Consider the following 23,955-nt stretch of genomic DNA (forward strand, 5'->3'; position numbering starts at 1 on the left):
CGAGAAGCAGTACGCACTAAACGGCTGACGACTGTCTACAAAATCCTGGGCGATTCAGAAATCGAACACCGAGAGCACTGAAACGTATAGCGCCTGGTTCAAAATATCCATATAAACAAAGCCGAGAACGGCGCACATTCTGATCCATTGAACTTGCTTACCTTAGGCAATCAGATGATCATTATCTCTGTCTTGTTTGTGCATTGACAGATAACCATTACACCTTATCAACAATCTACCTTCTCCTTTTCGGACTGTAGATGCAATTTCAGCAACCCAAACTTCACCACTACTTGCAGCACCCTAAAGGCCAGCTCGCCATTAAGAGCATTCGCATTGGCAAAGTCGAATTTCACGACATCTTCGTCCAGGACAGAGCTGGCGCGCTTCATCTCCAAGATCTGGTTCAGGCAACCTACGATCACAGCGAAAAGCTCCGAAGACTTCGGCGGAACGGTACGCGCTATCCAGAGCCCCTTCCACTGGCGACCCCTGCCCGTCTTCTCTCTGAAGAGGTCGATGACTTCCTAAAAGACAAAGAGCGGCAGAACCTTCGCACTACAACGATTGATGCCTATCGCCGGACCCTCGCAATCTTGCAACGCGTCTCAGGCAACACCTCTGTTTCGCGCATTGATCACACTTCGATCTACGCGATGTGGGACTTGCTGCGATGGGCACCTGAAGACTTCATGACAAACCCTAAACTCCAAGGCCTCACCGTCCAAGCACTCATCACTCTGGGGCAGCGCCAAGGACGCCCACAGCCGGCCAACGCAACGCTCGAACTGCATCGGCGCTTCCTGGCCTCTTTCTTCAATACCTTAGTCAAAGCGCGTGCCGTGCCGCACTCCCCGATGGACGCGTTCAAGCCTGCTCGCGACGATCTTCTGACTGACCAGGATGCGCCTGAGCGGCTGCTTTCAGAAGAGGAGGTACAGAAGATCTTCAACCCTGACACTTTCGTCCCGTGGGCTAAGAAGTACCCCCACCGGTGGTGGTGCCCGCTCATTGCGCTTTACACCGGGGCACGCATCAACGAGATCGCGCAGCTCAAGGTGTGCGACATCGTCCAAGATCAGGGTGTGTGGTGCTTCTCAGTCCAGAAGACCGTTGACGAAGATTTAGCGCAGAGCACTGGCAAGCGCACGCGGCAAAGCCTCAAGGGCAAGAGCGCCATTCGCAAAGTCCCCATCCACGAGAGCCTTATCCAAGCCGGCTTCCTCGACTTCCTAGCTGACATGAAGGCTTGTGGCCACCCTCGCCTCTTCCCACATCTATCTGCAGGCGTCTCGACCAAGACCGGTGAAGTCAACGGACGCTACAGCCAAGCCTTCGTCAACCAATTCGCGGCCTATTTGAAAGGACTGGGCTTTGGCAAAGGGATCGGCTCCCACGCATTCCGCCATACCCTTGCAACCGAACTTGACGCCAAGGGCGTGAGAGTTGAGCACATTGCGCTGATCACCGGCCACGCCCTCAACAAGAAGGCGCCCGTGCTCCAAGACAATTACGTGCACAAGTCCGCCAGCAATGTCAGGAAGCTCCAGGGAGAGGCACTGGCGCAATATCAACCCTCAGTGGTGCTGCCAACTTACGTGCGCGGACAATTTAAGGAACGACTTAAAAAAGGGGCAAAGATGTATCCGTGAGTAGCCGATGCCCGCGCGTGAGAACTCTTGCCGCAATCGGCGCCTATTGAAAAGTTTGGAAATTTGCGAGCGATTACTCAGGGCTAGCTAGAGCGCTTGCATCACTCGCCTGGCACTGGCGGCGAAGGCTACGCGTGCGGTATTTTTCCAGAGTCGATTGCGAATCGCCGACGAGCAACATTGATCGATGTAGATCGCCGAGAAATCAGTGATAACCGGACGGAACACCCCCGCTACGGCCCAGCGGAGAAGCAAGAGCGAGGACGCCGGAGGCGAGCCATCTCTTGCTGATCAATCGACGGCTCCGTCTCCTACGGCTAGTGCTGGCTCCGACCCTTCGTCTGGCGCGTGCTGGCTTAGCCGCCTCCGAAATGACGGAGCTGACCTTGCCGCGATGTGCGTCTATGCAGGCGGGCCTCAGGAAATCGCCACGATCATCAATACAAACGACGCGACCCAGTCGGCAATAGACTTCTCTGGACCGGGTGGCCTCATGCTGAGCAGATGGCGCCGAGCCCCCCCTCCTCTATTCGCGGGAGAAGAAACGCAAAGAAGGGGGGCCGCGTAGCAGCCCACACTGTTGTTCTATCAGGGCCTCCGAAGTGGATCGTTTAGCGTGTAAAGTCCGCCACCACCTTTCCGATTCGGGGGCCAGTACGGCTGCGCTCGATGGCCGACGGGATGTCGTTGAAACGCACTACGTTACCGATCGTCGAGACGAGCGATCCCTGTGCGATTTCTGCCGCGAGACGCGCCAGAAGAGTCGCGTCGCCCTTGTTCACGAACCACAGGCCGCGACGACCGTCAGGTGTACGCGCAACGATGTCAGGCGTCGCCGCACTGACGATCGCGCCGCCCTCGGCTAGCACGGCCCAGGAACGGTCCACCACATCGCCCCCGACGTAGTCCAGCACCAAATCGATCCGCTCTGCGACCGACTCAAATCGCTGGCTTCGATAGTCAATGACATGATCGGCCCCCAAGCTACGGACGTAATCCAGGCTCGCAGCTGACGCCGTTGCGAAGACTTCCGCACCCGCTTGCTTCGCGTACTGGACCGCATAACCGCCAAGCCCGCCCGCTGCACCATGGATCAGAATGCGCTGCCCCGCAACGATGGCGCCGGCCTGATGCAAGCTCAGCCAGCCAGCCACCGCCGCCACCGGAATTGCGGCGGCCTGCACATCGTTCAAGGGTGCTGGCGTATGCACCAAATTTGCTTCGGCCACAGGGACAAACTCGGCATAAGCACCCAGACGACCCAGCGGACCCATCACGCGGTCGCCCACTTGAAAACGCGACGTGCCTGGGCCGATTGCCTCAACGACACCTGCCAGCTCGATGCCCAGAACGGCCGGCAGTTGCACCTGAAATACCTTCTGGACGAGACCTTCCCTGAACTTCCAGTCGATGCCGTTCACGCCCGCCGCGAGCACACGGACCAGCACTTGGCCCTCTCCTGCCACCGGCTTGGCGATCTCGCCGATCTCGGCGGCGGAAGCACCGCCGTAGGCGCGGACCAACACTGCGCGTTGCATTTCTGTCATGTTGAGGCTCCTCACATTTTGATTGCGATACCTGGGACGTATCGACGAGCCCAAAGCCGCGGCAATACGTCCCGGTGGTCTGTCAGGCCGTCGTGGCGGGATTCAGGCTCGGGTAGTCGGTATAACCCGTGGCGTCCCCGCCGTAGTACGTCGCCTGGTCTGGAGCATTCATCGGCGCGTCGGTCTTCAGGCGTTCGACGAAGTCTGGGTTAGCCAGCACCAGTTGGCCGTAGGACTCGAGTTCGGCCAAGCCCGACACCACATCGCTACCGACCTGTTCGCGAGGGCGCCCCGGACGGTTCAGGATGAGCGTGCCGCTCCAAAGTTTGCGAATTTCTGCGACCAGGGCTTCATTGCCGACGTGCATCACATGCACATAGGCCAGACCCAACTTGGACAGTTCAGTGGTCAGATGGGCGTATAGGGCAAGCGCTTCGGAACCTTCGTCGATACCCCACAGCTTGGCGCCAGGTGAGAGGCGGATCGCCGTCCGGTCCGGACCGATCTCTTCAGCGATTGCCTTGGCAACCTCGATCGCAAAGCGAGCCCGGTTTTCGACGGAACCACCATACTCATCGGTGCGGGCGTTGGCGCTTGGAGCAAAGAACTGCTGGACGAGATAGGCATTGGCACCGTGGATTTCGACGCCGTCGGCACCTGCTTCGATGGCCCGGCGGGCGGCAAAGCGGAAGTCCGCCACCGTCTGGCGAATCTCGTCGGTAGTCAGCGCGCGGGGCTCAGGGATGGGCTGCATGCCCGTCATGGTGAACATCGGCGTATCAGGCGCGATGGCCGACGGGGCCACGGGTTGGCGATGGTGCGGCGTGTTGTCGGGATGGGACATGCGACCCGCATGCATCAGCTGGATGAAGAGTCGCGAACCCTTGTCGTGCACGGCCTGTGTGATGGCCTTCCAGCCTTCGACCTGCGCGTCGGTAAAGATGCCGGGAGTGCACAGGTAGCCCTGCCCGTCTTCGGATGGCTGCGTCCCTTCGGAGACGATCAGGCCAACACTTGCGCGCTCCTTGTAATAGGTGATGGCAAGTGCCTTAGGCGTCCCATCGAATTCGGCGCGGGAGCGCGTCATCGGCGCCATCACGATGCGGTTGGACAGGGTATAGCGGCCCACTTTGACGGGGTCGAAGATCTGGGTCATGGAATGCTCCTTCAGAATGCGGTTGGGGGACTGGGCGGGATTGGAACTACGGGCACGTGCCACAAGGGCTCCGGACTCGGAAAGAAACGCTTCAATGTGTGCGGGGGTCAGCCCTGGCGAGGGAAGGATCGCCTGCGCCTTCCGGTTGAACATCAGACCGGTTTTGCCGTCGAGTTCGGGAGTTATCAGAAGCGGCACGATGTGCTCGGCATACGCTTCTGCAGTTGGATTGAGCAACCCGATCAGCCACTCGATCGTGGCTGACAGCAACTTCTTTCCGCCCAGGAAGTTGCTGCGGATGTCTGTTTTGATCAGGCCCGGATTCAGTCCGAAGACCCCGACGTGCGGCAGCCGCTTCGCAGCGTCCAACACCAGCATCTCGTTGCCGGCCACCGTGTTCATGTGCACGCCCATGGCGCTGTATGACTGCTCTGCGTTGAGGTCGCCGACTTTCCCAGGCTGGCCACTACCGGGATAGCCCATGATGAAGACGCGCGGCCGAGCGCGGCCCGCAGACCGTTTCTGGCCCAACCGCTTCTCGATCTCTTGCAGGATCACCAGTCGACTCAGATAGCTGACCGCCATATCGCGCTCTAGCCCTTCCGCCGTCACTTCGCGTTGGGGGGCCGCAATGATGCCGGTCGTGAACACGACCAGGTCCAAAGACTCCGCGGGGAGCATCGCCGCGACGCGGACGGCTTCGCTCATGAGGTTTAGATCCGCCTCAATGAAGCTGATCCCCGGCTGGTCTGGGTCGCGGAAACTTCTTCCTACGACCGTCACCCGTGCGCCCCGGGCGGCGAGGACCTTGGCCAAGGCACGACCGAGGCCACCGGTGCCACCAACTATCGCGATCTCTTTGCCGGCCACATGCGCAGCCGAGAGACTGAGCTCGGGCAAGCGGAGGGATGGATCAATTTTCATAGCGCACTCTTCCTAAATCGATTCGCTATTGTCCATTGACCCATCTACGCGATAAAGTGGCTCCCATGAGAATGATTGCTTCATACATGGCGCAATAGACATGGAATACCTGAACGACATGGCCCTATTCGTAGAGGTCGTCAAAGCGAAGAGCTTTCGGGGAGCTGGGGACGCGACAGGTGTTCCGAACTCGACCATCTCTCGTCGAATCGGCGCTCTGGAACGATCGTTAGGGCTGCGGCTGCTTCACCGCACTACGCGCAGGATCGAATTGACCGAGGCGGGACAGATCTACTACGAGCGATGCCGCCGCATCGTTGAAGAAGCCCGCATGGCGCATGACCAGTTGGGCGAGATGCTGGCGCAGCCCAGCGGCACCCTGCGGGCATCGCTTCCCGTAGACTTTGCAACCATTTACATGGCGCCTCTGATCGTCGAGTTCGCTCAAAGATACCCAGGCATCAACTTTGAGTTCGATCTCACGCCACGACGGGTGGACCTGGTGGCTGAACCATTCGACGTGGCCATTCGCATGGGAGAGCAAGCGAGTTCGGCGTTGATCGCTCGACAGTTGGCAGAGCTGACACCGCACCTCTACGCTTCACCTGGCTACATCGAGAGAGCAGGAAATCCAGTCGGGCCGGCCGATTTGCAGAAGCATGAATGCCTCGGCTATGCCAAGTCCGGACCTTGGAGGCTCAAGCGCGGAGAGCAACATGTCAATGTCGATGTGGGCCGACGCTTCATCGTCAACAGTGTCGGCATGTACCGTAGCCTGGCTGTCCTAGGGCAAGGCATCGCGCTACTCGCGGAAGGCGTCGTTGCCGAGGACGTCGCCGAAGGCCGTCTGAGGCGAGTGCTACCGGGCTGGCATGGACACCCAATTCCGGTCTATGCCCTGACGGAGACGCGGCTGTTACCGGCCAAGACGCTGCGCTTCATCGAGTTTTTGAAAGAGAAACTGGCCAGTCACTAAGACGGAAATATATGGGCCGCCTCGTAGAGCCGGCCTAACTACGATGTGCGCGCAGCCTTGCAGGATTCAATTCAATGCAATGGCAACCGGCAACGAGTGCGATCAAAGGGCGCGCCGGCCTCATCATGATATGTGCTTTCCGGCCGCTCCGGGCAAAGTCATCGTCGTATTGAACGATGACAGCAGAACAAAGCCGCGATGATTGCGCACACGATTGCGAGGTGAACGCCAGCCCGGTGCGACTACTTCGTCAGCTCGTAGCTCTCGTCCAACAGAGCGTAGATCTCGGAGGCCGACACTGCGCCATTAAGGGCGATGGTCAGCCAGTGCTCTTTGTTCATGTGATACGCCGGGAGAAAGCCGTCGCGTGTACGCAGGTTGCCGACCTTTTCTGCTGCCACTTTGAGGTCAATAATTTCCAGATCTCCATCGCCCTCAAGCCCTAACTTGGTACGGGGCACTACCATCAAAAGCGCGAACCACTTTTCGCTGTCCACATGGCGCAGCACCGCGTAATCGGGGAACCTCTCGAAGGGGTGATCTGGATCTACACCGTATTTCTTCTTTGCGTAAGCAAACACATTATTGTGATTGATCATTACAGGCCTCTCTATTCGCTCAGATATTCATGATTGGCGCTCCATCGCCTAGGTAAACGCCAAATATTACGCTCATCGTTGATCTCTCAAGATGACATTTTTGCGCAAATCGGAAAGCTAATAAAGGCACAAATAGCCCACTCCTGACACTTTTCGGACATCACCACTGAGACTTTTTCTGGCGAATTGGCGACGACATGGTAGGGTTGTCTGGCCTTAACAGTGAGTGGAGATACTGATGACCCCTGATGAAATCACGTCGCTTGTCGAGTTCGAGAAGTCTATCCAGTGGCAGTGGAGCTCGGGTGACCCTACGGGCTACATGGATGCCCTGGCTGAGGACGTCACTTATGTCGATCCGCTCGCCGAACGATTCATCGTCGGGCGCGATGCGGTTCGCGCGCACCTCAAACGCATCCATGCAGATGCGGGCATCATTCGGCAAGAATATCTCAATGAGATCGCTCGCCCGATCAGTGACAGCGAGGCCCTGCTGGTCTTCACGTTCAACACCTATCAGCAAGGTGAGAGCGGAGAGGAAAAGCTGTTTTTGTCGTGGAACATGTCCCTCATCTTCCGCAAAGAAGGCAACGGGTGGCTGATGACGCATGGACACTTGTCGCTGCGTAATGCGTGGGATTCTGAGAGCATTCCGACGCTACGCGATTCATGGCAGCGCACCAGCACCAAGGAATAGCGTCCACGGCAACACCGATAATCGGCAGAACTCTGACCTGCTACCACCCCGTAGCAGGTCGGATAACCGGTCAGCCAACGGCAGACTCTGCCGATGCATCCGCTCTTCCCCGCGAAGTCCGACCACCTTCAAAGGCGGCGGCAGTATCCGAGGCTTTGGATTTTCCACCACGCGGTGGTTTGAATTCGCGAGTTCACGGGCGGCGGACTTCCCGATCCATAGGGGGAAAGTGATGAGATGACCAAAGCGCCAAGAATCCACGTAAAGGAAATCAGTTACCGGCCGGAAGGGTCCTACCCTTACGGGTTGGAGATATTTCGTGTCTCAGACCTGAGGCGAAGAACCAGCCGGGAGGGCATGCGACGTACGTACGGCTACACCTTCCACATGCTCATACTCGTGACCGAGGGCCGGAGCGATCAAGTGCTCGATTTCGAGCCGTGCGCAGACGGAGTAGGCAGCTTGGTCATCGTTCGCCCGGGGCAGGCGCACAGCTTCGGAGAGAATGAGGATTGGGATGGGTGGATACTGCTTGTGCGTCCAGACTTTCTTTGGGCCGCATCATCGCCTGAGGGCATGCGTCTGGGATTCGATATGAAGCGCTTGCCGAGTTGCATTTGCCTCGACGCCGGCGATTTGGAACGCGCAGCAACCGCTATGCAATGGATGAGGCTAGACGCCGCCCGTGCCGAGGGCGCCAGCCTCGAGCCTTTCAGCGATGAACCGGGTGCACCTCCAGAGTATTTTGAAGACTTGCAATGTCACCTGCGATACGCCTTCTACTCTCTGGTTTCCTGGCTTGCGATGAGCAGCGGCGACAAAGGTCCCCGGGATTCGCACGGGCAACCAATTTTGCGTCGGTTCAACCACTTTAAAGGCTTGGTTGAAAAGCATTTGGTTGAATGGAGGAGCATCAGTGCCTACTCGACAGCGATGGGATGCACAGAGAGAAGCCTCACGCGTGCAGCTCTGGAAGCCGAAGGCATAAGTGCGAAGGAGTACCTTACGAGACGGCTTTGCTTGGAAGCTAAGCGCCTCTTAGTTCACACCAACTCGCCCGTTGGCGTCATCGCCGACAAACTTGGCTTCAAAGAGGCCACACATTTCAGCAAGTTCTTCCGCCGCGTCGCTGGATGCACGCCGCAGCAATTTCGCGCCGCGAATGGGCATGGATGATTGCGGCGGATGACTCCGGCAAGGACTGGCGCGTTCCCCCAGGGTCGACATAGCGCTTAACTAGGCCGATAACACAGCGAGGCGCCTCGCTCTGACAGCACCTTGCCGTCATAGCGCGGCTTACTGATCAACGGTCGGCCAGCTCGTCTTCGTGCACTGCCGCTCGTTCATCAAAGGCCGCCCTAGCCGCATCGATATCGGTGATATGACGGCTTGCCCAGAGGCCCAAGGCCGTCACTGGCTCCGTAAGCGAGCGTCCCAATGGTGTCAGCTCGTATTCCACATGTGGCGGCATCACGGCGCGAACTGTTCTCTTAACCAAGCCATCCCGCTCAAGCCCCCGCAAGCAAAGCGTTAGCATGCGCTGCGATATCCCATTGATCGCGCGCTTGAGCTCGGTAAAGCGCCGAGGGCCACCGTCTAAAAACATGATGATCAGAATGCTCCATTTCTCCCCGACACGGGCCAGCACCTGACTGATCTTTTGGCAATCGGAATTTTGTAAATCATGCGGGGGCACGGTTACGTCCATGATACTGGGTTCTCTTTTTGTGCCGTATTGTGCGTCCACAAAGGCGTGGTTACATTGATAGCTCTAGTCACAATTCTATACCGGAGCTCATGAAATGACACTACTTCACATCGACGCCAGCATCCTGAACGATCAGTCGGTCAGTCGGCAGCTCTCAGCCGCAGTGGTCAAGCAGCTAACCGACGCGCAACCCAATGTCCAGGTCGTTCGTACCGACCTTGCCGCACGGCCGATTGGGCACTTGTCTGCTCCGGAGTTCCTGGCGTTTCAGGGTGTTGAGGCTCAGAACGAAACCGACAAACAGCAGATTGCGCGTAACGATCAGATCCTAGGCGACTTCCTTGCTGCCGACGTCGTTGTCGTCGGTGCGCCCATGTACAACTTCTCACTGCCCACCCAGCTCAAAGCATGGCTCGACCGCATTGCGGTCGTAGGAAAAACATTCCGGTATACAGCCACAGGTGTAGAGGGTCTCGCCGGGGGCAAGCGCGTCATCGTAGCGTCCACGCGCGGCGGACTTTATGGCGAAGGCACGCCCGCTGCCTTCCTCGACCATCAGGAAACCTACCTGCGCGGATTTTTTGGTTTCCTCGGCATTATCGACATTACCTTCATTCGTGCGGAAGGTCTGGCAATGGGAGACGACAGCCGTAAAGCGGCCGTCGATTTGGCTGTTGTAGAAATCGAGAAGCTTTCGGCTTAGCACTCCAATACCACAAGAGAATCCATAACATGAGCACGACGTCTTCAGTTTCACCGGCCCCACGAGGCCGAGGCAGCAACGTTCTTTCCTGGACACTGCGAGTTCTGGCTGCCGCCGCATTCTTGGCCGCTGGCGGAGCCAAGCTCGCGGGCGTACCGATGATGGTAGAAATTTTTCAACAGATCGGTGTCGGCCAATGGTTCAGGGTGGTCACCGGCGCGGTCGAAGTAATCGGTGCGGTGGCCATTCTGGTGCCCGCCTCCGCCGCCTTCGGGGGACTGCTTCTCGCCGTTACGATGTTCTTCGCCGCACTCACCCACCTTTTCGTCATTGGTGGAAGCCCCCTTCCCGCAATAATCTTGCTCCTCATCACCGCGACGGTCTCGTGGCTGCATCGCAGCAGCTTGTCCGCCGCCTTCAGGCGCGCCGGTTGAGTTCGCCTGCGCCAAGACCAGCGCGGGCGCAGAGACGGACTGCCGCGCAGGCCCGCGCGTCCTCTTAAGACCACGCTAACAAACACAAGAGATCTGTACAGATGAATGCCCTACCCTCACCGGTCCCCGTCCCTTGCTCACGGCATATCACCCATCGCACCCGAGGTCACGGCCACGGTCCGATCACGCGCTTGATGAGTCCATCTGACCTCGGCCAGGCGATCAAGCCATTCGTTTTCTTAGACATATTCGACGCTGATAGACACACGGTGCAGACGATGGCGGGCATGCCTCTACATCCGCACTCTGGCATTGCCACCGTGACGGTGCCTGTCGAAGGCGCCTTCCGCTACGAAGATCCGGATAGCGGCACGTCCGGCACGCTCGGCTATGGCGCCGTGGAGTGGGCGCAGGCCGGTGGCGGGATGTGGCACGGCCAAGAGCTTTCGGCTGCGGATGTGCCGCGTATTCAGGGATTTCAGCTTTGGCTGGCCCTGCCTGCCGAGCTCGAGAACGGCGAATCCGAAAGCCGCTACATCGAGGCACAGCACATGCGCCAAGCGGGACCCGCCCATGTCATCGTCGGCAGCCACGAAGGCGTAAAAAGTCCGGTGCCTGCGCCAGAGGGCATCACCTATTTGCTCGTCACGCTCAAATCCGGTGAGCGCTGGACCTATCAGCCGCCGACCGGTTACACCGTCGGCTGGCTGGCGCTCGCCAAAGGCAAGCTCAACGCCGGTGCCGACACACTCGTGAGCGGAGGTGAAATGGTGGTATTCGAACAGGGCGAGATCCCGATAACCCTTGAAGCCGCCAGCGATGCAGACGCCGTGTTCGTGCTGGGGTCGGCAGTGCCGCATCCGCACCCGCTACATCTCGGCTATTACTCGGTGCATACCTCCGCCCAGGCCTTGGAAGCGGGAGAACGTCGCATCGCCGAGCTGGGCAAGAAGCTCAAAGAACTCGGAAACCGACGCACCGCTTCTGGGACAATTCCCGTGCTTCGGTGATGTCCTCAACTGGAGTGAGCAATGCCCCGTATTTGGGCGTATCACCCTCTGCTTTACAGCCCATACTTGCCTCCGCGCTTCGCTGCTCAATCGGGCGGAGCTGTGGACAGTTGACCCCGGATGCAGCGCACTTATAGTGGGACCAACGGACATCTGGCGTCATGGCCTTTAAAGCTTGGCACAGCGCAGCCCAACGTCAGAGGAGAGCATCATTCATGGATAGCCAAGACGACGTTGGAGAGCCAATCAGTGCGGAGCCTCGCTCGGAGGCTGGCGCTGACGCATCGTTACGACTGGCGGAAGGCAACCCTGAGGCCAGATGGAAGTGGGCCTCGAAACTAGTGCTAAAGCTGCGCTGGCAGGCCTACTGGTTCGCTCCGAATCTTCTGGCTGGCCTCGACGGAGACGACAAAGCCAGCAAAGCTGCGCGGGACGAGGAGCGAAACAGAGAATCCCGCGTGCCTCAAGACCAAGCCCTGGAAAGCCGAATGGCTTGGGGTGTCGAACTTTACGGGCCAGGAGAGATCGACACCCTCTACGAATCCCTTGACTCTCTGGGATGGTCTGGGATCGGCGGGAGTAGCGCCGAAGGCGATGCGGCATCAAGCGTTCGAAGAATGCGGTCGAAAGGCGGCGGGGCGTGGTTGAACCTGGGCTATGTGTTTCGGCGAGGCTCACGCAAGCGATCCTTCCTTTCAAAGAACTTCACACATCTGCCCGATGACGTAGAGTCGTTAAAGGTCAACGTTTTTCAGATTACCGACTCCATGACGGCGGTGCTGATCGGGTTCTCCCTCAGTGGAAGCCTCGTCGAAGCTTACGCGCGCGAACTCAACAGGGACCGCTCGACCTATTACCAGCGCAAGACGAAGCCAAAGTCTATTGAATGGGTGGGCCCCCTGAATCAGAAGGAAGCAGCGATCGCCCGTAGACGGACGCACCTTCGATCAATGGTGGGTCAGTGGTTCGCAGATCATCTTCCCGGCTTCTTCTCTGGCCTTCAGCAGCCCTCCTCGTTCCCCACTATGGAGTTGGTTGCCGCTAACAGCTCGGCCTTCGTGGCGCTGGGGCAGTCGATGCCTCACTTTGAGAATTGGCGGCGACTTCTCATCAATGTCAGAAGGGATGAGGTTTTGACCGAAGAAGAGCGGCCGGCACTTAAACTCGCCTTTTTTGACAGCCGCGAGATGGATCAAGGCTTGCATATCTTCGCTTCGGTCGACACCACTCTCTACGACAATGCTCCTCTAGACGGTGCAGAGGCTCCTTCTCGGAGGAAGCCTACAATGCATTGCCACGATGTCGCTGGTGGCGTTTTGGTTCACAGCGCGACCCTTCAATACTTGAAGGAGCACATGAAGGACATCCATCGCACACGAGAGCGAATGAAGGAAGCTCGCAGTGGTAGGCGGAGCACCTCGCGAACGATCAGTGAGATCACACAGTTCTTTGATCGGAATATTGGCCTACCCGCGGTTACCCGTGACCTTGCAAGGCACTCAAAGCACGTGCATTGGTATCGCCATGACTGCGGGCGCTTTTCAGCGAAATCTTGGCAGGGCGATAAGACCTATTTCTTCTTTGAGTCCATCCAAAAAAGGTTGCAGTCGCTCTCCGCGCAATTGACAGACGAAGAGGCCGCCATCCGGAGTCATTTCGAGCAGCTCACCAGCATCCTCAGCGTCCGAGAGAGCATCAAGGCACAGCGGAGAATGGAAGTTCTCACTGTATCGGCGCTTGTTGTTGCGGTTGGGTCGCTGGTCGTAGCACTTCCAAAATGGGACAGTATTGCTAAGACGTTGCAGGATGCTTGGCAGGCATTGATGGCGCTCGCTTCTCACTAGCGGCACACCCCGCAAGGGCGCCGACACCAGACGCCATTATGGTTAGCAAAAACGTTAGCCGGCCTTGTCTCGCTGCCACAGAACGTCAATGCCCGGCCTCGTAACGGGGTAGCGCCTTTCACTTCTGGCAGTCACGGTTTGGCGCGAACTTGCTTGCGAACTCAAAGTCGGAATTGACGATTTCGGCATGACCAATGGTTGCCGCTGCGAGCGTTGCTTTCTGGCCAAAGTCGCGTAGCGCATGGCCCATTTTGACAATCGCCCAGAGCAGGCTGCCCACGAGACTGTCATGCCACCCCGCTCCTACTGAATCGGCAACTCACGCGCAGAGTGGATACGAGGCATTAACGGGTTCACGTGTGCATTGAAGCCACCAAAGGGGCTCTCGGATGAAGCGGCACCCCTGAGTGGCTCGCCGAACCCCGCCCCGACCCAACTCTATGACAAATCAGTTACTGACGAGCGGCACCCTGGACGTCAGACATCTGCCTTCGGTGACCTCGCCCACCGCTGTGGCACAGCATGATTTGCAGTAACGGCAAATGTTGCGATTTGACAGAGGCTCTTCTCCCGCTATGTTGGGCCCATGACAAAATCAAGCCCCCTCCCACCCCACTTTATCCCCTGCGACCTGCCTTTGACACCGAGTGAATCCCATGCCCGTCGATGCATTGTCCAGTCGGTGGTCGGTCAGGTAACGCGCGACGGAGGAAAAGTGCCGCAACCCCTACTTGTCCTATTAGAACGGTATGTCAAAGGGGAGCTCGAATTTGTTTCGTCCCGAGACACAAGTAGAGCGCCACAGAAGGTAGCAGCCCGCCCGAACTGCAACGCTCTCTCCGGAGCCAAAGCTCCTTCCAGACAAAGCTAAATGCCTCGCTTGAACCTCAACGGCATACGTTGATCGGTCGGCGCTACGTCGGCTCAAGCGAGTCCCTTCGCGCTTGTCAGCAGTGGATTCGACGCCGCCGTGCATTTAGGGCAGCCGGCTTGGGCGGGTATGCGGACCTAACCGCTTGCGGGAAGTTCCGGTGCCCGTGTGCTACCCCGCCCTGATCAAGGATGCACATCTCACCATATCGCTGGAGACGCTGCCGCGCCATCACCGGCGACAGAGCCCGGAGGCCTGACAGCGCTATGCCAAAGAGACGGGCATATTCCTCTCCCATCCAGCGGTAGGTGCACGCTACGACCTTCATGCGATGTTGATTGAAGCAGCGCTCGCAGGCCTCGGGGTCGCCTTGGTGCCACGCCTCTATGTGGAGACAGAGCTGGCGCAAGGTCGACTCGTTGCACCATGGTCGCAAGGCAAGGCAGTGTCGAAGACGTTCTGCCTGGTGCTGGCCGAACTATCGGTTTGACTGCTCAAAAGCTTGGACGTGATGCGTCCCCCCACCACAAACGCACCGTTCACGCTTCTCATTCACATCCTTGCCAATAGGATAGGGAACAAGGCCACTTGGGGGATATTTCTCAAAATGAGGCACAAACTGTTTTTGCAGAGGAACAAATGAGTAAGAAGACCTTTGGACATTTCGCAGCCGTTACCGCACGCGCCTCCGGCAGCCTGGGGGCGTTTGTTGTAGCCTTGGGCGTGGTGGTGGTCTGGGCGGGAAGCGGGCCGTTGTTCAAGTTCAACGACACTTGGCAACTGGTCATCAACACCGGCACTACGATCGTAACTTTCCTGATGGTGTTCTTGATCCAGCACACCCAAAACGGGGACACGGCGGCGCTCCACATCAAGCTCGATGAGCTGATTCGTGTGACCAAGGATGCGAACCAAGAGCTGCTCAACCTGGAATCTATGGATCCGGCCCAACTTGAGGAGATCCGGCAGCGATACGAGTCGTTGGCGAAGACGGCTGCCGGCATCAAGTCGAAGAAGGAACGCTGCATGCCGTGCCAACCAGACGCCCTCACCGACCCTGAATGATTTAGCGAAGGTCTTGATTGGTCCGGCCTGCCAGGGGATGCGTGAAGGGCCTCCAGAGGAAGATCACCCGTGCCCTCAGACCAACACGTTCCGCCCTACTGCGACCCATGTCCGGCCGTCCATGGTTGCCTTCTGGTTCTCGAAGACGACGATGTGCTTGGGCCCCTGGTTAAAGACGTTCTCACCATGGCCGGCTACGACGTCTTCCTCGCCGGCACCCGCTGGGAAGCCTTGAACCACCTAACCGCCTCGCCGATAGCCGCCACCGTCTTGGACTGGTCCACGCCGGCGGTGGCTCGGTGCCGGTGGCCGATTACCTGCTCGCCCACCGGATGCCCTACGCGATTGCATCGGTGGCGGCCGCGCACCACCTACTCCCCGGCCGCGACCAGTGGGCGCCCTTCCGGCCCAAGCCCTATACGATCACCGACCCTATCAATGCGGTAGAGGCGAGCCGAGCTTCCGAAGTTCCCGCCGAGCGCCCCCTCCTCCCCCTAGAACACCGCGTTTGCCCGGCGATCCCAGGGACCTGGGGCAACCTTAGTTAAGGAAGCCTCAAGGTCAGAGGGCCTGCCTTCACGTGTCTTGGGCGAGGCTGGCGGCAAGGTATTGGCTCACCACAGCAGAGGACCGATAGATGGCAATCAAAACCCTCGAAGAGCTGTTTGTTCACGAGCTTTCTGACATTTACAGCGCTGAAAAGCAGCTCACCAAAGCGCTGCCCCGCTTGGCCCGGGCAGCTGCGAACCCGGATCTCGCAGCTGCTTTCGAGACCCATCTGGAAGAGACACAGGGTCAAATCGAACGCATCGATCAGGTCGTCGAAGTGCTGGGCATCCGCCTTAAGCGCATCAAGTGTGCGGCCATGGAGGGGTTGGTCGAGGAAGGCAAAGAAGTGATTGAGTCGGTTGAGAAGGGACCTGTGCGCGACGCCGCTCTGATCGGCGGCGCCCAAAAGGTGGAGCACTACGAGATCGCCTCTTATGGCACGATCGCGGCGCTCGCCAAGCAGCTCGGTTACAAGGACGCGTTGCCCTACCTCTTGGAAACGCTAGAGGAAGAAAAATCGACCGACGAAAAGCTCACCCTTCTCGCCGAACAGGGTGGCAATCAAAAGGCCGCAGCGGGCAAGTGACCGAACTACAGGCGGGCCCCCGGGCCCGCCTCTGACTTGGATAGGAAGCATGTGGCGTCGAAACGGGTTATCCATCGTCCTGGTAGTGCTGACCGTGCTGTTCTTGAGCGCGCAGGCCGTGACCGGCTGGAACGTCCACAATGAGGAGCTGGCGCAGCATGGGCAAGCCGCCCTGGGCTTTGGGACCTACCTGACCACCGGGCATTTCAGCAGTGCGACCTTTGAGAACTGGGAGAGCGAGTTCCTTCAAATGGGGATGTATGTGCTGCTCACTGTCCGACTGCGTCAACGCGGCTCGGCGGAGTCCCGCCCCCTCGACCCCAGCGAGGAAAAACCCAAACTCGACGCCGGCCCTGCCCCGTGGCCCGTCCGCCGAGGGGGGATGTGGAAGAAAATTTATGGTCATTCTCTCGCCATCGCCTTTCTAAGCCTGTTTGCGATCTCCTTTGCACTCCATGCCCTTGGCAGCTGGCGTGCGCGGTGCGACGAAGCGCGGCTGGAGAATCTGCCTGTCCCTGACTTCCTGGAGCATCTATTCAGCAGTGATTTTTGGTTCGAGTCGATGCAGAACTGGCAGAGTGAGTTCCTCGCCGTATTTGCCTTGGTGGTGCTGACCATTTTCCTGCGTCAGAAGGATTCGCCCCAGTCCAAGGCAGTCGAGGCTCCACACGCCCAGACGGGGGACTGACATGCCGCGCCCGGCCCTGCTCATCGTTGATCTTTTTTCGCGTTTCGACTTCCCAGACGGTCCACAACTCGCCTCACTCGCATTTAAGGCCGCAAAGAAAGCTCGGCGTATTCGGGATGCTTTTGATGAAAAACAATGGCCGGTGATCTATGCCAACGATAATTTCGGCGACTGGAAGTGCGGCTTCCAACAGCTTGCTGAGGTTTGTCGCCACGAACCAGGTCCGCCTGGTGAAATCGCAAAGCTGCTTTTTCCCGGGCCGGACCACTACACGGTGCTCAAGCCGAAACATTCGGCCTTCCTTGCCACGCCATTGGCCGTGCTTCTTGCAAAGCTGGACGTCAGCACGTTGGTGCTCACAGGGATGGCCTTGGACTCTTGCATCATCGCCACTGCAATCGATGCCAACTCCCGAGAGTTCTCCACGGTGGTGGTGTCTGATGCTACGGCCTGCTTGCCGCAACGCAGGCCTTCGGCTCTGACGCTGCTGCGCTCCACTGGCGGAGTCGAAGTGCGCACGGCCCAAGCGCTTCTACGTTCGCTCGAGAGCGGACATGAACGGTGACAGGTAGGTCGGACGTTCCATTTGCCATGCAGTTGCGCGATGGAGGAACGCCTGAGTTCGATGCCGTTCACAGACAACTGGCCCAGACGACTCTACGCTTCCAAGCCGGTCAGGCGGATGCAACTCCAAGCCTATCTGGCCACGATCAAAGAGGAACAGAGCGATTCAGGAGTGATGGAACTTGTCGCCTCGGATGGGTCTCGGCGCTTCTGGGCCTACCACAACGTTCTGGATAGGCAAGCGCAGCCACCCTACGTGTTGGGACATGCCCAGGACATCACCACGCAACACCTGCAAGAGCAACAACTCCAAGAGCTGGCCATCCGGGATCCGTTGACCCGATGCTTCAACCGACGCTATCTCACCGAGCTCGCTCATCGTCAGCTGGACGCTTGGGGCTGCTTTGTCTTCGACCTGGATCACTTCGAGGAGATCAACGACACCCAAGGCCACGCAGAGGGGGACGCTGTATTGGTCGAATTTGCGGCGGTTCTTGAGTCCAAGCTTCTAGACGACGAGGTCGTGATCCGTCTCGGAGGCGATGAATTCCTGGTCTTCGTTCCCGGCGCGACGGGCGAGCGCATGAACCAGTTGGAAGCCTGCTACCGAGATCGCGCGGATGAAGCGCCGATCCGATTTTCCGGGGGTTGCGCCATCAGCCGACCTCATGAGTCGGTAGGCGACACCATCAATCGGGCCGACATAAAGCTCTACGATCGACGGAAGCAAGAGCGTTCGTGAGCCTTTGAGCATCCGTCAGGGGAGCAAACCCAGCAAAGATCGGTGAGCAGCCACGCCTGCTAGAGCCCCTTCCCCCACCGCCAAGGCGATGTTCCCCGCAAACCGGGCCGCATCCCCGCACGCAAACACCCCAGCGACGGTGGTCTGCTTGGCCGAATCGGTGGTGATGCATCCTGCATCCTCTGTCTCGCAGCCCAAGCGCGTAGCCAAGTCCGACGCCAAACAGGTTTCAGGGTGAACGAACAAGGCTTCCACGTCCCGCACGCTCCCGTCCGCCAGGTTCAAGATCGCGTTGCCGGTCACACCGGCCAATGCACTTTCCTCCAACGTCACTCCAATGCCCTCCAGCTCCCCCGAAAGCCTTCGCACGTCATCCTTCGAGAGCGTCCCGGCATGGAACGCGGTGACGGCGCCCCACTGGGAAAGCGCCTTGACTTGGGCTAAAGCCTCCGCTTTTGATGCGATAAGCACCCCGATTTGCGTTCCACAGATCTCATAGCCGTGGCAATAAGGGCAATGCAGGACCGTCTCGCCCCATCGCTCCGCGAGGCCTGGAATGCTTGGCAGCTGATCCACCACCCCGTGGGCTAGGATCAACCGTCGTGCTTGGTAGCGCCAGTCGGAAGCGCAATGGATCGCGAAACCCCTCTCGACCGATCCGGTAGCCTCGATCACCTCGTCGGTTAACCATTGCACTCGATCATAGGCGAGTAGCTGTTGGCGTCCCACCTCAAGGATCTGCGCAGGAGCAACGCCGTCCCAGCCCAAGCATCCATGCGCTTTTGCAGCGCGTCTATTACGTGGCTGTCCTTGATCAATCACCAACACCGAACGGCATGCTCTGGCCAGTTGCAGGGCGGCTGACATGCCTGCGTAGCTCCCGCCGATCACCACGGCGTCGAAAATAGGAAGCTCCTCAGAGGATCTGGCGCTAGGATTGCTCATCTTGGATCGTCGCTCTTTTGGTCGGTGAAGTGATGTGCGGTGGGCCTGTCACGGTTCCACCCAATGCTGCCAGTCGGCGTCTCGACGGGTTGATCACAGTATCGACCACATCCTAGGGCACCCCCACCTCCCGTGGCACCCATGCCAAGTCGCACCCCTATCCATATTTCCAGTTTCGAGGCGGTCTTCAACGCGGCCGGCGGCATCGAGCGAGTAACGGCGTTGACCTTGGACTGTGGCAGCTGTGGCGCCAGGTCCTCGTCCGACGAGCACACATTGGTGCAGTTGCCCGGTGGTGCCCTGTTCAAGTGCCGGCACTGCGGGACCCACCAGGCGGTGAGCAATGCACGGATTGCCGAGTCCGACGGTGCCACATCGCCGCGCCTGCCACACTGACGAAGGGAGTGACGAGGCGGGCTCAGGGCTCTGACCGATAACCCAGCTTGCACTGCCTCTTACACAAGGAAGCCCGCCTGGGGGCGGGCTCTGTTGAAACTGGTTACGGCTCTCGCGGATTGATGTCGACAGCCCCAGCGCCGGGGCCTGCGCCCAGTTCTGCGCCAGTCGCCGGGCGCGCGTCCGGGTCAGAGAGGGTTCTCGCAGCCATGGCTTCCAAGGCGCCTTGCTCCCTTTCGCTGAGGTCCACGTCGCAAGTCCCATCCCCACCGTCCAAGGCCGCTTGAGAGTCCCGATCAGTGACACGCTCCCACAGCTCGCCGCTATTCCAGCTGCCTTCGACATCGCCCTCGCCCTGGGACATGTCCATGTAAAGGTCGGTGAACGCAGGATCCCCGGGCAGCTTGCCCGGTGGGAAATTAGGCTGGATGCTGTAAAGCGCCTTTTCAAACGACTTCTGATGCGCGATCTCACGGGTCATGAGGAACCGGAGAGCATCTTTAATACCGGGGTCATCGGTCACGTTGATGAGACGTTCGTAGACGATCTTCGCGCGTGCTTCTGCCGCAATGTTCGACCGCAAATCCGCCGTGGGCTCGCCAATGCTGTCGATGTATGCAGCTGTCCAAGGCACCCCGCTTGAGTTGACCAGCGCCGGGCCACCGCCATACAGAATCTGCTCGGTGTGGCTGGTGCTGTTCTGGCCCATCAAACGCATATCTTCGGCTTCCATCATGCCTTCAGACTGAATGGCCTTGGGACCACGGTTGAGCATCGCGATGATCGTGCCAATGATCTCAAGGTGGCTGATTTCTTCGGTCGCTATGTCCATCAGGAGATCCTTGCGGCCCGGATCAGCCTCCCCGAGACCCTGCGTGAAATACCGCATCGCTGCGGCCAGTTCGCCTTGCGGACCTCCGAACTGCTCGAGCATCAACGCCGCCAAGGCGGGGTTGGATTCTTTGACCCGAACCGTATACATCAACTTCTTGTGGTGAAGAAACATTTGCGCGTCTCCTTGGGGCTGGCTTTGGCTTGCCTTGGTGAAAACGGGAAGAGTCGAATTCTCTTTCCTCGGCAAACGCATCGTGCGTGCTTCGCCATTGTCTTTCCGTAGAGAGCCGTGACGAAAAGCCCGCTCTATCGCATACGCTCTCCTGATGCGCGCCTAACGTTCGGCGCCACGTCTACCTTTTTTGCGGCGGCGGGAGCCAAGCTCATGTGAGCGACATCCCCTTCTGCTGCACTTGGCGGCTGGACGTTTTGCCAACGGCCGTATAACTGGGCAACCAAGCATGACCTCATCCACCTTCGTCCGACCCCTTGGACGTCGCGTTCTGGTCGCGATTGGAAGGCTCCTTGACCGCATTGCTGCCGCCGTGAGCGTGCACCCCGGTGGAGTCTGGGATTTGGACCGCCCTCCCCTTCTGCCAAGCGTCTGCTCCCGGGTTTATGGCAGGCTGGGGGATGTCTGCGCGACGTTTCCGTTTGTCCTCGCTGCTGACGCCCAGCCGCGCATCTCGAGCCGCAACCATCGCCGGGCTGGCTTGGCCATCGGCCGTAAAACCCATCATCAGCTGCGGCATCCCACGCGGCAGGTCTTTATCCAAATCGGTGTGCCAGGTGTGCCACGTTTTTCCATACGTGTGGATGAGTTTTTCCATGAGCTCATGCTCGGCCACCTCAGGGATCCCTGGTGCGATCAGCTGCCCCGATTTCACTTCGTGGACGTGGCTATGCCAAAGCGCTTTCTCCTGCTCAGGGAGGCCAGCGAACAGCTTCGCACTGATGATGTATTCCACGCCCATCAGTTTGGCGTCTCTCACATTGCCGTCGTAGATCGTGCACTGAATGACATCCTCGTTGAGGAGGGAGCAATAGTGGTGTGCTTCCATCTGAGCGTCCACCCGGCCGTTATAGAAATGGAAACCGTCCAAGTAGGCGTTGATCGCGGCAATCGGCGGGCGATCTTGAAGCAGGGCCGCGCCGGCCTCCAACACCTTGGTCTTGGCGGTCTCCTCGGCCCCCGGGGCTTGCACGCTGGATTCGGTGTTCCCGCCTCCGCAGGCGGTCAAGGCAAGCGCGGCTGTGGCAGATAGAATGGATCGACGCATCGTGCTTACTCCTAAATCGGTTTCGATGCAGGGGCCAAGATCAGTCGTCGTGCGCCCACCGGGCCAGATTTTGCTGGATCGTATTGATGCCCGCCCAAGGATCTTTGCGGCGCCGCTTCAGCTTCTCAGGCACGTCCTTCATGGTGAACGCATCCGCGCGGGTCAGCTTGGAGAGCTGGCTCCAAGCGATGGGCATGGCCACGGGCGCGCCGGGCCTACCACGCAGTGAATAGGACGCCACAGCCGTTGCGCCGCGACCGTTTCGCAGGTAGTCGACAAAGATGCGCTTGTTGCGAAGGCTCTTGGTCGAGGTGGCTAGGAATCGGGTCGGCTCCGTTTGAGACAACGCCTCGGCGAACCCTTTGGCAAACCGCTTGGTCAGGTCCCAATCGCACCCGGGGTTCAAGGGCACCACCACGTGCAAGCCCTTCCCTCCCGACACCCGCAAGAACGACTCCAGCTCTAACTGTTCGAGCAACCTGCGAATGTCCACGGCGGCCTTTTTGACCTCGGAGAACGGAACATCAGGGCCCGGGTCCAAGTCGAAAACCACGCGATCAGCCCGATCAGGCGATTCCGCGTGGCTGCCCCATGGGTGAAACTCCAAAGCGTTGAACTGCACCAGCTCCAGCAGGCTGGCCGCGTCGCGGACCACCAGATAGTGCGCATTGATGCCGCTGTCTTCTTTCAGGCGGACCGAGTCCACCAGCTCCAAGCCAGCGGTGTGGTGCTTCTGGAAGAAACAGGGCTTTCCCGTCCCGCTGGGACACCGAATGACCGATAAGGGGCGATCAATCACCTCCGGCAGCAACTGGTCCATTACAGCCGTGTAGTAATCCCATACGTCCTGCTTGGTGGCCTTGATGTCAGGAAAGATCACCTTGGTAGGGCTGGACAGCTTGGGCGGCGTGCGCGCTTCACCTGCTGACTTGGCCGCCCCGCCCGCTGAAGTTTTTTTGGCTGCCTTCCGGGACGGCTTGAGCTGGGAAGCGTCCGTAGGCTTTTCCGCTGAAGGCGCGCTGTCTGAGTCGGCCAGGTCAGCCACGCCCTTGTCACGCCGGACGGCCTTGAGCGAGGGCTGGCGCAGCAGTTGCTGCCCGCCGATGCCTCGGTAGAACACCTCCACGACGAAGCGGGGCTTAAACCACGTCGCCGACCGTAGATCGGTGTCCTTGGTGGGCACTTGGGCCGTTGGAGTCTTTCCACCGGCCCTGCCGATAAGCTGACTCAGCTCTTTGATGAGTTCATCTGAGAAACCCGAGCCCACCCGGCCGACGTAGAGCCAGCCGTGCTTTTCATCAGGCTTGGCGAGAAGAAGCGATCCAAACCCGGCACGGTTGCCCTTTGGGGAAGTGTAGCCAACCACCGCAAACTCATCGCTGGCCAACTGTTTCGTCTTCTTCCAGTCCTCGCTCCGCCCTCCGTGATAGGGCCGGTCAGCCCGCTTGGAAATAATCCCCTCGAAGTGGCGTTCCCCTGCCAATTGGTAGGCCGATTCCCCGTCGCCCTCGATGTGTGAGCTGTAGGCCAAGTGGTCAGGGTTTTCTTTCAAGAGTTCCTGCAAGAGGTGCTTGCGCTCTGACAGGGGGGCGTCGGCAATGTCAATTCCATCGATGTGGAGGAGATCGAACAAGGCGTAGGCCAATGTCCCTTGGCGCTCTCCGGACAAGGTGGCTTGAAGGAGATTGAAGTCTTCTTTCGTGCCGCTGCCAGCAATGAGCTCACCGTCCAATGCCCCCGACGTGAGTCCTAATGCGGCCACAGCGTCGCGAATTTCAGGGATCTTTGTTGTCCATTCCAACGCATTGCGGGACCAAAGCCGCACCTCGCCCTCGGTGACCGTCGCCAGGATGCGGTAACCGTCCCACTTGATTTCGTGGACCCACTGGTCGCCCTTGGGTGGGGCATCGCCAAGCTTGGCCAGCTGCGGCTCGAACGGGCCCTCGGGCAGTTTGGCCTTCTTTGCCTTGGTCAGCGCCGAGGCCTTCTTTGCCCAGTCAATGCGCCGCCGTTTCTTCGGCAATGCTACTGCGGTGAGCTTTTTCTTGTCGGCCTTACCGGCGCCTGCGCGCTTCAGGTCTTCCGCCGGAGGCGCAGTGACATCGCCGAGCAAATCGTCCGCTTCCACGTCACTGGCGAAGTCGTCGTCATCTTTGAACAGCAACCACTGCGGCTGCTTGGCTGA

23 protein-coding genes are annotated in these 23,955 nt (G+C 59.0%); 14 read left to right on the forward strand and 9 right to left on the reverse strand.

Translation table 11 applies throughout. From position 1 onward, the window contains the following. Positions 1 to 260: 260 nt before the first annotated feature. Positions 261 to 1,652 (forward strand): site-specific integrase, encoded by a 1,392-nt coding sequence (locus tag C0R07_RS00005; protein WP_102787924.1) that lies wholly within the window; start codon positions 261 to 263, stop codon positions 1,650 to 1,652. Positions 1,653 to 2,263: 611 nt separating this feature from the next. Here the strand turns inward: C0R07_RS00005 and C0R07_RS00010 are convergent. Together C0R07_RS00010 and C0R07_RS20090 are read right to left on the reverse strand one after the other, a co-directional pair. Next, positions 2,264 to 3,199 carry an NADP-dependent oxidoreductase gene (locus C0R07_RS00010; protein WP_102787925.1) on the reverse strand — a complete coding sequence of 312 codons (936 nt, stop codon included), beginning with the start codon at positions 3,197 to 3,199 and terminating at the stop codon, positions 2,264 to 2,266. A gap of 82 nt (positions 3,200 to 3,281) precedes the next feature. Then, positions 3,282 to 5,279, reverse strand: a complete 1,998-nt coding sequence (locus C0R07_RS20090) for an SDR family NAD(P)-dependent oxidoreductase (protein WP_102787926.1) — start codon at positions 5,277 to 5,279, stop codon at positions 3,282 to 3,284. A 100-nt stretch (positions 5,280 to 5,379) separates the two neighbouring features. On the opposite strand from C0R07_RS20090, the gene C0R07_RS00020 reads away from it, so the two are divergent. Continuing rightward, on the forward strand, positions 5,380 to 6,255 hold the full coding sequence (locus C0R07_RS00020) for a LysR family transcriptional regulator (RefSeq protein ID WP_102787927.1): 876 nt from the start codon (positions 5,380 to 5,382) through the stop codon (positions 6,253 to 6,255). Between the two features lie 242 nt (positions 6,256 to 6,497). Here the strand turns inward: C0R07_RS00020 and C0R07_RS00025 are convergent, their stop codons facing one another. After that, positions 6,498 to 6,854 carry an MmcQ/YjbR family DNA-binding protein gene (locus C0R07_RS00025; RefSeq protein WP_102787928.1) on the reverse strand — a complete coding sequence of 119 codons (357 nt, stop codon included), beginning with the start codon at positions 6,852 to 6,854 and terminating at the stop codon, positions 6,498 to 6,500. Positions 6,855 to 7,092: 238 nt separating this feature from the next. Between C0R07_RS00025 and C0R07_RS00030 the strand changes: the two genes are divergently transcribed. Then, positions 7,093 to 7,551, forward strand: coding sequence for a YybH family protein (locus C0R07_RS00030; protein ID WP_102787929.1), 459 nt, complete (start codon positions 7,093 to 7,095; stop codon positions 7,549 to 7,551). Positions 7,552 to 8,013: 462 nt separating this feature from the next. Then, positions 8,014 to 8,727: a helix-turn-helix domain-containing protein gene (locus C0R07_RS00035; protein WP_167390301.1), complete on the forward strand. Its 714-nt coding sequence runs from the start codon at positions 8,014 to 8,016 to the stop codon at positions 8,725 to 8,727. 127 nt (positions 8,728 to 8,854) lie between these two features. Here C0R07_RS00035 and C0R07_RS00040 read toward each other — a convergent pair whose 3' ends face one another. Then, positions 8,855 to 9,259: a winged helix-turn-helix transcriptional regulator gene (locus C0R07_RS00040; RefSeq protein ID WP_102787931.1), complete on the reverse strand. Its 405-nt coding sequence runs from the start codon at positions 9,257 to 9,259 to the stop codon at positions 8,855 to 8,857. 94 nt (positions 9,260 to 9,353) lie between these two features. Here C0R07_RS00040 and C0R07_RS00045 point away from each other — a divergent pair, with 94 nt between their 5' ends. From C0R07_RS00045 to C0R07_RS00060, 4 genes are all read left to right on the forward strand, one after another. Continuing rightward, positions 9,354 to 9,962, forward strand: coding sequence for an FMN-dependent NADH-azoreductase (locus C0R07_RS00045; protein WP_102787932.1), 609 nt, complete (start codon positions 9,354 to 9,356; stop codon positions 9,960 to 9,962). 29 nt (positions 9,963 to 9,991) lie between these two features. Then, positions 9,992 to 10,396 carry a DoxX family protein gene (locus C0R07_RS00050; protein ID WP_102787933.1) on the forward strand — a complete coding sequence of 135 codons (405 nt, stop codon included), beginning with the start codon at positions 9,992 to 9,994 and terminating at the stop codon, positions 10,394 to 10,396. Positions 10,397 to 10,590: 194 nt separating this feature from the next. Continuing rightward, positions 10,591 to 11,406: a pirin family protein gene (locus C0R07_RS00055; RefSeq protein ID WP_254427750.1), complete on the forward strand. Its 816-nt coding sequence runs from the start codon at positions 10,591 to 10,593 to the stop codon at positions 11,404 to 11,406. Between the two features lie 215 nt (positions 11,407 to 11,621). Continuing rightward, positions 11,622 to 13,250: a hypothetical protein gene (locus tag C0R07_RS00060; protein ID WP_146027568.1), complete on the forward strand. Its 1,629-nt coding sequence runs from the start codon at positions 11,622 to 11,624 to the stop codon at positions 13,248 to 13,250. A gap of 118 nt (positions 13,251 to 13,368) precedes the next feature. On the opposite strand, the gene C0R07_RS19850 is transcribed toward C0R07_RS00060, so the two are convergent. Beyond that, positions 13,369 to 13,530 (reverse strand): hypothetical protein, encoded by a 162-nt coding sequence (locus C0R07_RS19850; protein WP_167390302.1) that lies wholly within the window; start codon positions 13,528 to 13,530, stop codon positions 13,369 to 13,371. An 874-nt stretch (positions 13,531 to 14,404) separates the two neighbouring features. Here C0R07_RS19850 and C0R07_RS20205 point away from each other — a divergent pair. The 6 genes from C0R07_RS20205 (at position 14,405) to C0R07_RS00090 (ending at position 18,315) form a co-directional block, all read left to right on the forward strand. Further along, a complete protein-coding gene (locus C0R07_RS20205; protein ID WP_302476387.1) occupies positions 14,405 to 14,611 on the forward strand; it encodes a LysR substrate-binding domain-containing protein in 207 nt (68 codons plus the stop codon). A 149-nt stretch (positions 14,612 to 14,760) separates the two neighbouring features. Then, complete coding sequence (locus C0R07_RS00070; protein ID WP_102787936.1) at positions 14,761 to 15,186, forward strand: low affinity iron permease family protein; 426 nt, start codon at positions 14,761 to 14,763, stop codon at positions 15,184 to 15,186. A gap of 637 nt (positions 15,187 to 15,823) precedes the next feature. Further along, complete coding sequence (locus C0R07_RS00075; RefSeq protein ID WP_102787937.1) at positions 15,824 to 16,321, forward strand: ferritin-like domain-containing protein; 498 nt, start codon at positions 15,824 to 15,826, stop codon at positions 16,319 to 16,321. Positions 16,322 to 16,370: 49 nt separating this feature from the next. Further along, on the forward strand, positions 16,371 to 17,009 hold the full coding sequence (locus C0R07_RS00080; protein WP_102787938.1) for a DUF6766 family protein: 639 nt from the start codon (positions 16,371 to 16,373) through the stop codon (positions 17,007 to 17,009). Position 17,010: 1 nt separating this feature from the next. Continuing rightward, positions 17,011 to 17,574, forward strand: a complete 564-nt coding sequence (locus C0R07_RS00085) for an isochorismatase family cysteine hydrolase (protein ID WP_102787939.1) — start codon at positions 17,011 to 17,013, stop codon at positions 17,572 to 17,574. A gap of 39 nt (positions 17,575 to 17,613) precedes the next feature. After that, positions 17,614 to 18,315, forward strand: coding sequence for a GGDEF domain-containing protein (locus tag C0R07_RS00090; protein ID WP_102787940.1), 702 nt, complete (start codon positions 17,614 to 17,616; stop codon positions 18,313 to 18,315). Positions 18,316 to 18,330: 15 nt separating this feature from the next. On the opposite strand, the gene C0R07_RS00095 is transcribed toward C0R07_RS00090, so the two are convergent. The 4 genes from C0R07_RS00095 to ligD form a co-directional block, all read right to left on the reverse strand. Then, positions 18,331 to 19,260, reverse strand: a complete 930-nt coding sequence (locus tag C0R07_RS00095) for an NAD(P)/FAD-dependent oxidoreductase (protein WP_102787941.1) — start codon at positions 19,258 to 19,260, stop codon at positions 18,331 to 18,333. A gap of 499 nt (positions 19,261 to 19,759) precedes the next feature. Further along, the gene (locus C0R07_RS00105) at positions 19,760 to 20,662 is read right to left on the reverse strand and encodes a manganese catalase family protein (RefSeq protein WP_102787943.1); all 903 of its coding nucleotides are present in this window, start codon (positions 20,660 to 20,662) and stop codon (positions 19,760 to 19,762) included. Between the two features lie 295 nt (positions 20,663 to 20,957). Then, positions 20,958 to 21,770: an OBAP family protein gene (locus C0R07_RS00110; RefSeq protein ID WP_102787944.1), complete on the reverse strand. Its 813-nt coding sequence runs from the start codon at positions 21,768 to 21,770 to the stop codon at positions 20,958 to 20,960. Between the two features lie 40 nt (positions 21,771 to 21,810). Next, entirely contained in the window at positions 21,811 to 23,898 is a 2,088-nt protein-coding gene (ligD, locus tag C0R07_RS00115; protein WP_428991888.1) for a DNA ligase D, read from the reverse strand. Positions 23,899 to 23,955: the final 57 nt, after the last annotated feature.

Origin of the sequence: Stenotrophomonas bentonitica (assembly GCF_002887735.1) — a bacterium.
Classification (GTDB): Bacteria; Pseudomonadota; Gammaproteobacteria; order Xanthomonadales; family Xanthomonadaceae; genus Stenotrophomonas; species Stenotrophomonas bentonitica_A.